The following is an 11882-nucleotide window of genomic DNA, read 5'->3' on the forward strand; positions in this document are numbered from 1 at the left end:
CCGAACCCGGGGCCGTTCCCGCGCCCGGACCCCACCACGCTGTCCCGCCCGGGCCAATCACGGGCGGGCCTGAGCCGCCGATGCACCGGTATCCGTGACGTCTGTTGTCCGTGGCGTGCGGTGGGTCTCCCGTGGCCGGACCGAGGAGAAGTGGATCTCATGGCAGCTTCCGACCAGCTGAACTCGCCACCCCTGGACGACTGGCGGCTGCCGGCGTGGGCCCTCGCCCGTATGGGTGCGGCTCTGGCCGAGGACACGCCATTCCAGGCGCGGGTGGTCTGCACGGACGACGAGGGCGCCCGCACCGTCGAGGTGGGCGGTTCCAGTGCGCGGCTCCGGGAGGCGGAGGGTGGCGATCCCCGGGTGGCCGCGCTGTTCGACCCGGCGTTGCTGATCCGGGATTTCGCCACGGTTTCCGCACGCCACGGCAGCTCGATCGGACGCCCTTGTGTGGTGCTGGACGTCGTCCCCCACCCGGCGTGGGCGGACCCGGAAAGCCCGTGGTGCCCTCCCGGGGCCACGTCCGCACGCCTGGCGGTGGACACGGCCACCGGATTCGTCCTCGAAGCGGCGACCACGCGGGCCGGCGCGACGATCTCCCGCGGCCGGGTCGAGCATCTGGCCGGCCCTGCGCCCGGGCCGGAAGGTGGGGGCCGGTTCGGCATCCGTGAAGGGTGCCCTTCGGGCCCGAACGAGGCCGGGGACGGCGCCTGGGCACTCGCCCGCATGGCCGCGACGTTGCTGGAACCGCTGGACGCGACAGCCCGGGTGACCGTCCACAGCGAAGCCCTGGGCCGCGTCGCCGATGACCCGGAGCCGGTTCCGGCACCCGGGGAACGGAGGTGGACCGTCACCGCCGAGCGACTCGGCGACGGCGAACGGACCGTCACCATGGGCGATGACCCCGACCCGCACGAGAGCCGCTTCGTGATCGCGCGCTTGGCGGAGATGCTGACGCCCGCGCGGATCGTCTCCCATCTGCGGCGGGTCACCGTCCCTCCCGGCAGCGACGGGACGACGGTGACCGCGACGGTACGGCCGATGCGGGCCTTCCCCATGAGCTGCTGGGCACCCGACGAGGACGTGGAGTGCCGCTTCACCGTCGACCCCGCCACCGGCGTCCTCATCGACGCCGTCGCGCGCCTGGGGGACCGCGAACTCGCACACTACGGAATCACGTCACTGAGCCGGAGATGAGGAAGCTCCCGCCGATCATCGTGATCGGCGGGATCCTCGGTGTGCCGGTGCCGGTGCCGCCCCGTCGTGGCGGGAGCCGGATCAATCACCGGCCCGCCGCGCGGTGTCGTACCCGTGCCGGCGATTCCCCTTGGCCGGCCCGGGCCGGCCCCTGTCGGCCGCCCCGGCGTCTCCGTGTTTCCGTCCCCCGCGTGGTTCCGTGTGTCCGTGTCTCCGTGTGTCCCCGTGTTCGGGTGCGGTTGGTGCGGCGGTGGGGTGGGGAGTGCCGCGGGCCGGTCACTCGTCCTCGGGGGCCTTGCTGATGTTGCCGTCCTTGTCGAGGGTGTGGGTTCGCCAGTAGATGTCCCACTTGTCGTCCACCATCTTGGGCGTCTTGCCCTCGGGGTAGCGGACGTACTCCTTCGGCGGCTCCTCGTCCTCGGAAACGCAGGCCCGCCCCGTGCCGCCGATACTGTGCACCGGGTATTCGCCGTCGCTGCAGATGGCGTCCCGCACCGAGCAGGCGCTCAGCGTCATGGCCGCCGCCACACCGGCCAGGGCGAGTACGGCGGGCCGCAGCGCTCGGCGGGGGCCGGAGCCGGGCGTCGGGCGGGGGGTGTCGGCGCGCTTGAACATGGTGGTTCCTCCAGCTCTCGTCGGTGAGCACAGTCTCGGCCGACCCCGGCCCGCCCCACATGAGCGCTGCTACTCATCCGGCTCTGGGTGGTGCAGCCGCCGTCGCTGGGCGGTGCAGCCGCAGCCCGTTGCGGCAGGGGCAGGGGGCAGGCCGGACGTTCCGGTCCCGCCTCGCCCCGGCAGCCCCGTACCCATGGCCCGCTGAGGCCGCCTACTCGTCCCGGGCCGCGTGGGTCGAGCCGGAGCGGTACGCGGTGTACTGGTACGGGTTGTCCAGCACCTCCTGGCGGGGGAGTTCGGGGTGCATGCCGGCGGTCCAGGCGTCCTCGCCCAGGGACGAGCGCAGATGGTCGACGGTCGCCTCGGCGGTGCGCCGCAGGGCGGGCAGGTCGGCGTCCACCAGCCGGTGCGCGTGCTTCACCACCCGGCCGTCCACCAGCACCGTGTGCACATCTCCCCGCTGTGCCTGGAAGACCACCTGGCCGTAGGGGTTGAGCAGGGGGAAGGAGACGGGCGAGGCGTCGTTGCGGATCAGGACGAGATCGGCCTTCGCACCCGGAGCCACCCGCCCCAGGTCGTCCCGGCCCAGCGCCCGGGCGCCGCCGCGAGTCGCCCACTCGACCACTTCCTCGGCGCGCAGGCCGACATGGGTGACCGTCTCGCCCCGCTCGTGGGCCGCCAGATGCTCGCGGGCCCGGTCGGCGCCGAGCGTGGTGCGCATGGCCGAGAAGAGGTCGCCGCTCCACCAGGCGCTGCTGTCCATGGAGAGCGACACCGGTATCCCGTGGCGGCGGAGCTGCCAGGTGGGCGGGTAGCCCTGGCCGGCGCTCTGCTCCGACTCGGTGGAGACCGAGGCCGACCCGCCCGTGGCGGCGATCCGCTGGTAGGAGTCGGCGCCGAGGCTCGCCGCGTGGACGTAGACGGTGCGGGGGGTCATGACGCCGTGCTCGTGCATCAGGCGTATCGCGTCGTCCCCCGTGGCGCCCCAGACGCCGGCGTGTGTGGTGACCGGCAGGTCCAGGTCGCGGGCCGCCTCGAAGGCCGCCTTCTCGGGGAAGTCCGGATCGCCGGTGACGTCGAACGCGAGCTGGAAGTCGAGCAGGCCGCCCGCGCCCGTGCGGTGCCGTTCGAGGAAGGACCGCACCTCCGGGTCGGTGGCCCACTCCCACGGGGCGGCGTGGATGTTGCCGTAGGCGAGGACGAACCGGCCGGGGACCGCCCGCAGGGCGTCGACCGCGGCCTCCGCGTGATCCGTGGTGCGCAGGCCGTGCGACCAGTCCACCGTGGTGGTCACGCCGGCCTCCAGCGCCTCCCACGCGGAGAGCAGATTCCCCGCGTGGATGTCCTCCGGGCGGAAGGCCTTGCCGTGCTCCATGTAGTACCAGACGAAGTACTGCGTCAGCGTCCAGTCGGCGCCGTAACCCCGCATCGCCGTCTGCCACATGTGACGGTGTGTGTCGATCATGCCGGGGAGGAGGATGCCGCCGCCCGCGTCGACCTCCCAGGCGTCCTCGGGGGCGCGCAGCGCCCGGCCCACCTCCGCCACGCGGTCACCGACCACCAGGACATCGGCCTCCGTGAGGACCGTTCTGGCGTCGTCCATGGTCAGCACCGTTCCGCCACGGAACACCACCGGCCGCCCGGGGGCAGGCACTTCGGCGTCGGGTCGGGTCATGTTCTCCTCCATACGGTAGGGACGGGCAGGCGCCGGGGCAGCCGGGAGCGGATGGCGACCGGAACTCCGGCGAGCGCGGCGTCACTCACTGTGACGGTGTGTCGGGTCCAGCGTCAAGGCGGGGCCGGGGCTGTGGAAAAACGGAGCCGGCGGCCAGTGGCCCTGTGGACAACCGGAGTTGTGGGCGAGGACGGCGTAGCGTGTTCCGGCAGGACACTCCCGTTGGGCCGTTGGGCCGTTGGGCCGGGGCGCTGTGGCGCCGGTGGCCCACCCGTAACCAGGCCACGGCCGCGGGGATCCGCCTCCGGACGCGGCCCCCGAGGAACTCCGGCGGCCGGGGCGCCGAACCCGGAGTGGCCGGAGCGGCCGAGGCGGCGCGGGGCGGGGCGGGACCGCCGCGCCCGCTCGGGCCCCGCACAGCGGGAGCGCCGGTGTTGTGGGGAACGGCCACATGTCGGGGGTGCCGCCCCGCTCCTACCTTCCTCGGACATGACCCCCACCTCATCATCCCCACCCCCGTCCTCACCCGCTCCCCGCTCCCCGTATCCCTCCCCACGACCGGCCGTCCGCCGTCCCGTCCGCCGGGGTTCCCGTCCGGCCGGTGTCCTGACGCTGTTCGCGGCTCTCACGGCCTTGTTCCTCCTCGTCCCCGCCACCGCCCGGGCGGCCGAGGCGCCCTCCGGCGCGGGAACCGCCGGGGCCGCCCCCACCGGGGCCACCGCCGCCGTCCAGGAGGTCACCGGATTCGGCTCCAACCCCGGTGCCCTGCGGATGTACCGCTACGTCCCGGACGGACTGCCCACCGGCCGGCCCGTGGTCGTCGCGCTGCACGGCTGCACCCAGGAGGCCCCGGCCTACGGCGCCGACTCCGGGTGGACCGAACTGGCCGACCGCTGGGGTTTCTCGGTCGTCCTGCCCGGCCAGACCACCGCGAACAACCTGAGCCGCTGCTTCAACTGGTTCCAGACCACCGACATCGCCCGCGGTCAGGGCGAGGCCGCCTCCATCGCGCAGATGGTCGCCCGGCAGGTCGCGGACGCGGGCGCCGACGCCTCCCGGGTCCACATCACCGGGCTCTCGGCGGGCGGCGGGATGACGAGCGTGATGCTCGCCGCCTATCCGGAGCTGTTCGCCGCCGGCGGGATCGTGGCCGGGCTGCCGTACGGCTGCGCGCAGGCGGCGGGGTCGCCGTACGTCTGCATGTACGTCGGCGCGACGCAGACCCCGCGCCAGTGGGCCGACCGCGTGCGGGCGGCGGCCGGTTCCCACAGTGGCCCCTGGCCCCGGGTGACGCTCTTCCAGGGCACCACCGACACCACCGTCACCCCGGCCACCATGACCGCCCTCGTCGCGCAGTGGACCGATGTCCACGGCACCGACCAGCAGGCCGACTCCTCCGGAACGGTCGCCGGGTACCCGCACCAGGTGTACCGGAACGCCGCGGGGGAGGCCGTCGTCGAGACGTACTCCCTCACCGGCATGGGACACGGCCAGCCGGTGAACCCGGGGACGGGCGACGGCGAGTGCGGCCGGGCCGCCGCGTACCTGCTGGACGTCGGCCTGTGCGCCGCGCACCGGATGGGCACCAGCTGGGGCCTGGGGTGAACCGCCCCGGCTGAACCGACCGAGCCGCTGCCCCGGCCGAACCGCGCCGGCTGAACCACCCCCGCTGACCCCCGGCCGAACCGCCCTACCGCCGGCCGCCCCGCCGGAACCAGGCCGCCATCCGGTTCCGGCGGGGCGGCGGCGCGCCGTCCGCGGGGCGCGCCCGCGCCGTGGGGGCGGACCACAGCGGCCCGGAGAGCGGCTGGTGGTGGCGGGTCACGGGCCGGGAGGCGAGGAAGAGGAGCACCCCGCCAGCGTCGCGGCGCGCGGACCAAACGGTCCAACACCTGTCTCTTGGAACTCACGCGTCTCTGTTGTCAAAATATGCGGATGCCCCGGGACATCGAGCCGCGTCTGCTCCGCGCCTTCGCCGCCGTCGCCGACGAACTGCACTTCACCCGCGCGGCGGCCCGTCTCTACATCGCGCAGCAGGCGCTCAGCCGGGACGTCCGGCGGCTCGAACGCCAGCTCGGCATGGAGCTGTTCACCCGGACCACCCGCAGCGTCGAGCTGACCGACGCCGGGAAGCGCCTCCTGCCGTACGCGCTGCGCGCGCTGGAGGCCCAGGAGGAACTGCTCGCCGCCTGCTCGGACGGCGAGCGGGGCCGTCCGCTCCTCGTCGACATCTCGGAGACCGTCTCCACCGGCGGTCTCGTCCTGGCCGAGGCGCGCCGGGCGGCCGCCGCCGTGCCCCCGGCGGGCCAGGAGGAGCTGGAGTTCTTCGCCTGCTACCACGCCGGGCTGACCGGGGCCGCCGCCGCGATCCTGGGCGGCCGTCTCGACGTCTCCTTCGGCCGGTTCGCCGGACTGGACCCGGCGGTGCGCGCCCGCCTCGGCCGGCTGCCCGTGCGGTACGAGCCGATGGCCGTCGTCCTGCCGGAGCACCACCCGCTCGCGGATCTGCCCGAGGTCCCGCTCGACGCGCTCGCCGGGGAGAGCGTCTACGCCGCGGCGGGCAACGACGGGACGGCGGAGTGGACGGAACTCGCCCGGCAGCTCTTCGCCGGGCGCGGCATCGCCGTCGCCCCGCCGCTGCCGCCGATCCAGGGACGGGAGGAGTTCGTCCGCGTCATGCGGAAGCTGAGCCGGCCCGTGCTCGCGACCGGGCAGTTCATCGAGATGCCCGGCGCGGTTCGGCGGCCCCTCACCGCACCGGTGCCGCTGTCCCCGGTCACGATGGTGTGGCGGCGCGGGCTGAACCACCCCGGCCTGGAACTCCTGCGGGACGCGGTCCGCACGCTCGCCGCCCGGCACGGCTGGCTGGCCCGCCCGCCGGACTCCTGGCTGCCGGAGGAGGACGCGCGGCTGATGGGGGCATGACGGGCCGGCCCGCGCCGGGGACGCCCCCGGACCGTCCCCGTCAGCCGCGCTCACACGCCCGGTGAGCAGCGGGTGAGAGCAAGGTTGCGTGGTGGTCATCTGCCGCCACGGCGGTGAAACGCGCCCTCCCTAGCGTCGGGTGCCGGACGATCCCCGAGCACCGCGGAGGCGTGATGACCACCCAGGACACGACACCGTCGCCGTCGCCACCCGCGCGCGCGGGCGGCCGCTGGATCGAGCGGTGGGACCCGGAGGACCACGCCTTCTGGGCGGAGCGGGGCGAGCGGATTGCCCGGCGCAACCTCGTCTGGTCCGTGCTCTCCGAGCACATCGGCTTCTCCGTGTGGAGCCTCTGGTCGGTGATGGTGCTCTTCATGGGGCCCGAGTACGGGGTGGACCCGGCCGGGAAGTTCTTCCTGGTGGCCCTCCCCACGCTGGTCGGCGCCGTGCTGCGGGTGCCCTACACCTTCGCGGTGGCGCGCTTCGGCGGGCGCAACTGGACGGTGGTCAGCGCGCTGCTGCTCCTGCTGCCGACGACCGCGGCGGCGGTGGTGATGGAGCCCGGCACCTCGTACACCACGTTCCTGGTGGTCGCGGCGCTCACCGGGGCCGGCGGCGGCAACTTCGCCTCCTCCATGACCAACATCAACTCCTTCTACCCGCTGCGGAAGAAGGGCTGGGCGCTGGGGCTCAACGCGGGCGGCGGCAACATCGGCGTCCCCGTGATCCAGCTCGTCGGGCTGCTGGTCATCGGCACCGCGGGCGCCGCCCAGCCGCGGCTCGTGCCGGCCCTCTACCTGCCGCTGATCGTCGTCGCCGCCACCCTGGCCGCGCTGCGCATGGACAACCTCGCGCCGGTGCGGAACGACACCGGCGCCGCGCTGGAAGCCGTCCGCGACCGGCACACCTGGATCATGGCCTTCCTCTACATCGGCACCTTCGGCTCCTTCATCGGCTACAGCTTCGCCTTCGGGCTGGTGCTCCAGACGCAGTTCGGGCGCACCCCGTTGCAGGCGGCCTCGCTCACCTTCGTCGGCCCGCTGCTCGGCTCGCTGATCCGGCCCGTGGGCGGGCGGCTGGCGGACCGGTTCGGCGGGGCGCGGATCACCCTGTGGAACTTCGGCGGGATGGCGGTGGCCACGCTCGTGGTCGTATACGCCTCGGCGGAGCGGTCCCTGCCGGTCTTCCTCACCGGATTCATCGCCCTGTTCGTCCTGAGCGGCCTGGGCAACGGCTCCACCTACAAGATGATCCCCGGCATCTTCCAGGCGCAGGCGCTGGCCCGCGGGATGACGGGGGAGACCGCCGCGGCCTACGGGCGGCGGCTGTCCGGCGCCGCGATGGGGCTGATCGGCGCGGTGGGCGCGCTCGGCGGGCTCGGCATCAACCTCGCCTTCCGGCAGTCCTTCCAGACGGCCGGCAGCGGCACCGGTGCCTTCCTCGCCTTCCTCGCCTGCTACGCGCTGTGCGCCGGCGTCACCTGGGCGGTGTACCTGCGCCGCGCCCCGGTCCGGTCCGCGGTGGCCGGCCCGGCCGGCGGCGCGGCCCCGGCGGACGGGACGGCTCCGGCGGGCCCGCCGGAGGGGGAGCGCGCCCGCGCCTACGCGGAGGTCTGAGCAGCCGGTGTCCGCGCCCCTGGCCGCACCCGGCGCGGACGGCGGCGGGCCGCGGGGGCGGCGGGCGCATGGCGGGGCGGCGGCGGGCCGCGGCGCACGGCGGGGTGGCGGGGGTGGCGGCGGACGCGGGGCCGAGGCGGGGCGCGGGGGCCGGACCGGAACGGCGGTCCGGGGCAGCCGCGGACCGGGGGCCGCCCGCGACCGCGTAACACCGGGGAAACCCCCGTGAACCGGGCAGGACACCGGGATTTGCGACCATGACCGGTACGGTCCGGGCCGTCCGCCCCGTTCTCCGGCGGGCGGCCCGGACGGCGGAAGCCCTCACCGACCGGACCGCGCCCCCCAGCTGAGCGAGGCAGACCCCCATGCAGGACCCGACCCGCCGGCCCCGCCCCTCCGAATCGCCCGGCCCCGGCCCTGCCGGCCCGTCCGGCCACGCCGAGCCGCCCGGGACTCGTGAGCCGTCCGGGCACGCCGAGCCGTCCGGGCACCCCGATCCGCCCTCGCCTTCGGCCTCCGAGGCGCCCGGCACCGTACCGGGTGCCGCGCCCACCGGCGGAGCGGACGCCGCTGCGAGCCCACCCACCGGCTCCACCCCCGCGCACCTCGCCGGTTCCACCGGCCCCGGCCCGCTCGCCGGTTTCACCGTCGGCGTGACGGCCGCGCGCCGCGCCGAGGAACTGGGCGCGCTGCTGGAGCGGCGGGGCGCGGTGGTGCAGCACGCTCCCGCCCTGCGCATCGTCCCGCTGCCCGACGACGCCCAACTGCTCGCCGCCACCAAGGAGCTGATCGCCGACGCCCCGGACGCCGTGGTCGCCACCACCGCCATCGGCTTCCGCGGCTGGATCGAGGCCGCCGAGGGCTGGGGCCTGGGGGACGAGCTGACGGCGCGGCTGCGCGGGGTCGAACTGCTCGCCCGGGGCCCCAAGGTGCGCGGCGCGATCCGCGCCGCCGGGCTCGCCGAGGCCTGGTCACCCGCGTCCGAGTCGATGTCGGAGGTGCTGGACCGGCTGCTCGCCGAGGGGGTCGAGGGCCGCCGGCTCGCCGTCCAGCTGCACGGCGAGCCGCTGCCCGGTTTCGTCGAGACGCTGCGGGAGGCGGGAGCCGAGGTGGTCGGGGTGCCCGTCTACCGCTGGCTGCCGCCGGAGGACATCGGTCCCGTGGACCGGATGCTCGACGCCCTGGTGACCCGCTCGCTGGACGCGGTGACCTTCACCAGCGCGCCCGCCGCCGCCGGGCTGCTGGACCGGGCGCGGGAACGGGGCCTGCTGGAGGCGGTGCTGGCGGCGCTGCGCCGGGACGTGCTGGTCGCCTGCGTCGGGCCGGTGACCGCGATGCCGCTGGTCGAACACGAGGTGCCGACCGTCCGTCCGGAACGCTTCCGGCTGGGCCCGCTGGTCCAGCTCCTCTGCCGGGAACTGCCCACGCGGGCCGGTGTGCTGCCGGTCGCGGGCCACCGGCTGGACATCCGGGGGCACGCCGTCCTGGTCGACGGGGAGCTGCGGGCGGTGCCGCCCGCGGGCATGGCGCTGCTGCGCGCCTTGGCCCGCCGCCCCGGCTGGGTCGTCTCCCGCGCCGACCTGCTGCGCGCGCTGCCCGGCTCGGGCCGCGACGAACACGCGGTCGAGACCGCCATGGCCCGGCTCCGCACCGCCCTGGGCACGCCCCGGATGATCCAGACGGTGGTCAAGCGCGGCTACCGGCTGGCCCTGGACACGGCCGCGGACACCAAGTACGGGGAGAACGCCGGTACCTGAGGGCGAGGCAGGCGGGGGGACGGGCTCCGCCCTCTCACCCCCGCGCCACGCCTCCCGGTCCTTCGGCCCCTCGGTACGTCGGCCTTTCGGTCCCCGGCCGCCGGCCCTGATCGCGCGCCGCACCCCGTCCGCGCGGCCCGATCACCACGCGCCACCCACACGCCGACCGCATGCCCGCCGCACTCCGGCCACGCGCCGATCACACATCAACGCGTCCGCCACCGGACAGAGTTGAGCAGATCGCCGCGAATCGACGTCCCGTCAGGCCCTTTCCGCCCCGCTCGCGCGCGGGGCGGAATTTTTTTCGGGTGGCGTTGAGTACCCCGCCCACAGACTCCGTACTTGTGCCCAGAAGCGCAGGCCGGAACGGGGGCGGCCAGGGGGCGGAGGAGGTCCGCCCCACGCTTCGACCACCTGATTCCCCGGGGGAGAGAAGACGTCATGCGCACCGAACGCCGCCTCAGGCCGTCCGTCACGGACGGTCCGGACCGCCGCACCCCTGGCCGGTGCGGCGAGGTGCGCTGCGACCGACAAGGACGGCTATGAAGACGGCGACATTGGAATCTCCTCGTACCACCGATCGGTCCCCCACGCCGGCGGTACGAGGCCTGGGCGGGGTCCCGTCGCAGACGAGGGCCGCGGGTCCCCGCCCTACTGAGCGGCAGTACACAGCAGTTGGCGTAAGTGTTTCCCCTCAGCAAGCTCTCGACCGGGAGGTTCGGGTGCGCAAGGATGCGGCCGTGTCCGATGACCGTACTGCCAGGACCCGCCACCGCGCCGAGCGTTCCCGCTCCGCCGAACCGGTGCCTGACGAAGAGCTGATGCGCGTCATCTACCGCGAGCACGCGGGCCCGCTGCTGGCCTACGTCCTCCGGCTGGTCGCCGGTGACCGGCACCGGGCCGAGGACGTCGTCCAGGAGACCCTGGTCCGCGCGTGGAAGAACGTGCACCGGCTCAACCGCGCGACGGGCTCGGTCCGTCCCTGGCTGGTCACCGTGGCCAGGCGTATTGTCATCGACGGTCACCGGAGCCGGCAGGCCCGTCCGCAGGAGGTCGATCCGGCTCCTCTGGAAGTCATGCCCGCGGAGGACGAGATAGACAAGGCACTCTGGCTCATGACGCTCTCCGACGCCCTGGGCGATCTCAGCGACGCGCACCGAGAGGTACTTGTCGAGACCTACTTCAAGGGTCGTACCGTGAACGAGGCAGCCGAGACGCTCGGCATACCGAGCGGGACGGTCCGGTCCCGCGTCTTCTACGCGCTGCGCTCCATGAAGCTCGCACTCGAAGAACGAGGAGTAAGGGCATGACAATGCCCCCGGAGCCCAACTCGGAGCACGAGGCCGTCGGCGCCTACGCGCTGGGCATCCTGGAACAGTCGGAGGCCGACCGTTTCGAACTGCACCTGGCGGGGTGTCACTACTGCGCCGCGCAGCTCGAGGAGTTCATGGGGATCGAGCCGCTGCTCGCCAAGCTGGCCGAGACCCCCGTTCCCGTCCGTGAACCCGCCGCTCTCCACAGCAAGCCCAGCCCGGGTGTGCTGCCGAAGCTGCTCGGCGAGGTCAACGCCCACCGGCGCAAGGCGCGCCGGCGCGGCCGTTACATGCTCGCGGCGGCGGCCGCGCTCGTCCTCGGCGGCCCGCCCGTCGCGGTCTGGGCCACGGCCGGTGGCTCGGACGGCGGTTCGAACGAGGCCGCGCCGCCGGTGGTCGCGACCGCCGAGGGCGCGTGGACGTCGATGGACCACAAGATGTCCGGCACCGACCCGGTCAGCAAGGTCTCCGCGTCCGTCGCCACCGAGCAGCGGGCCTGGGGCACCGACACGGTCCTGGAGCTGAAGAACGTCAAGGGACCGCAGAAGTGCAGCCTCGTCGCCGTCTCCAAGAGCGGCAACGAGGAGGTCGTCACCTCGTGGTCGGTGCCCGCCTGGGGCTACGGCCTCCCGGACAGCTCCGACCCCAAGGGCAAGGAGCCGCTCTACATCCAGGGCGGTGCCGCGATGTCCACCAATGAGATCGATCACTTCGAGGTCCGCACCTTCGACGGGGACAGGCTGGTCACGGTCAACCGCTGACCGGCCGTCCCCGGCCCCGGCCA

The 11882-nt window shown here is 74.4% G+C and carries 9 protein-coding genes; 7 read left to right on the top strand and 2 right to left on the bottom strand.

Features of this window, described 5'->3' with window-relative positions:
* Positions 1–159: 159 nt before the first annotated feature.
* Positions 160–1197 (top strand): hypothetical protein, encoded by a 1038-nt coding sequence (locus HCK00_RS14880; RefSeq protein ID WP_168102418.1) that lies wholly within the window; start codon positions 160–162, stop codon positions 1195–1197.
* 276 nt (positions 1198–1473) lie between these two features.
* Here the strand turns inward: HCK00_RS14880 and HCK00_RS14885 are convergent, their stop codons facing one another.
* Positions 1474–1812 (bottom strand): SCO0607 family lipoprotein, encoded by a 339-nt coding sequence (locus tag HCK00_RS14885; protein WP_375781969.1) that lies wholly within the window; start codon positions 1810–1812, stop codon positions 1474–1476.
* A gap of 211 nt (positions 1813–2023) precedes the next feature.
* Positions 2024–3487 carry an amidohydrolase family protein gene (locus tag HCK00_RS14890; RefSeq protein ID WP_206320384.1) on the bottom strand — a complete coding sequence of 488 codons (1464 nt, stop codon included), beginning with the start codon at positions 3485–3487 and terminating at the stop codon, positions 2024–2026.
* Positions 3488–4120: 633 nt separating this feature from the next.
* On the opposite strand from HCK00_RS14890, the gene HCK00_RS14895 reads away from it, so the two are divergent.
* The 6 genes from HCK00_RS14895 (at position 4121) to HCK00_RS14920 (ending at position 11859) form a co-directional block, all read left to right on the top strand.
* Positions 4121–5092, top strand: a complete 972-nt coding sequence (locus tag HCK00_RS14895) for an extracellular catalytic domain type 1 short-chain-length polyhydroxyalkanoate depolymerase (RefSeq protein WP_240965595.1) — start codon at positions 4121–4123, stop codon at positions 5090–5092.
* A 330-nt stretch (positions 5093–5422) separates the two neighbouring features.
* Entirely contained in the window at positions 5423–6412 is a 990-nt protein-coding gene (locus HCK00_RS14900) for a LysR family transcriptional regulator (RefSeq protein ID WP_168102421.1), read from the top strand.
* Between the two features lie 173 nt (positions 6413–6585).
* Complete coding sequence (locus HCK00_RS14905) at positions 6586–8028, top strand: nitrate/nitrite transporter (protein WP_168102422.1); 1443 nt, start codon at positions 6586–6588, stop codon at positions 8026–8028.
* Between the two features lie 365 nt (positions 8029–8393).
* A complete protein-coding gene (locus tag HCK00_RS14910) occupies positions 8394–9785 on the top strand; it encodes a uroporphyrinogen-III synthase (protein WP_240965596.1) in 1392 nt (463 codons plus the stop codon).
* Positions 9786–10507: 722 nt separating this feature from the next.
* Positions 10508–11095, top strand: coding sequence for a sigma-70 family RNA polymerase sigma factor (locus HCK00_RS14915; RefSeq protein ID WP_168102423.1), 588 nt, complete (start codon positions 10508–10510; stop codon positions 11093–11095).
* A complete protein-coding gene (locus HCK00_RS14920; protein WP_168102424.1) occupies positions 11092–11859 on the top strand; it encodes a zf-HC2 domain-containing protein in 768 nt (255 codons plus the stop codon). The genes HCK00_RS14915 and HCK00_RS14920 overlap by 4 nt, the downstream gene beginning before the upstream one ends.
* Positions 11860–11882 lie beyond the last annotated feature (23 nt).

It is taken from the genome of Streptomyces zingiberis (assembly GCF_012034935.1).
GTDB classification, from domain to species: Bacteria; Actinomycetota; Actinomycetes; order Streptomycetales; family Streptomycetaceae; genus Streptomyces; species Streptomyces zingiberis.

Coding starts and splice junctions, on each gene's coding strand:
- HCK00_RS14910 (WP_240965596.1), top strand. CDS start 8,394: ATGCAGGACCCGACCCGCCGGCCCCGCCCCTCCGAATCGCCCGGCCCC.
- HCK00_RS14900 (WP_168102421.1), top strand. CDS start 5,423: ATGCCCCGGGACATCGAGCCGCGTCTGCTCCGCGCCTTCGCCGCCGTC.
- HCK00_RS14890 (WP_206320384.1), bottom strand. CDS start 3,487: ATGACCCGACCCGACGCCGAAGTGCCTGCCCCCGGGCGGCCGGTGGTG.
- HCK00_RS14905 (WP_168102422.1), top strand. CDS start 6,586: ATGACCACCCAGGACACGACACCGTCGCCGTCGCCACCCGCGCGCGCG.
- HCK00_RS14885 (WP_375781969.1), bottom strand. CDS start 1,812: ATGTTCAAGCGCGCCGACACCCCCCGCCCGACGCCCGGCTCCGGCCCC.
- HCK00_RS14920 (WP_168102424.1), top strand. CDS start 11,092: ATGACAATGCCCCCGGAGCCCAACTCGGAGCACGAGGCCGTCGGCGCC.
- HCK00_RS14880 (WP_168102418.1), top strand. CDS start 160: ATGGCAGCTTCCGACCAGCTGAACTCGCCACCCCTGGACGACTGGCGG.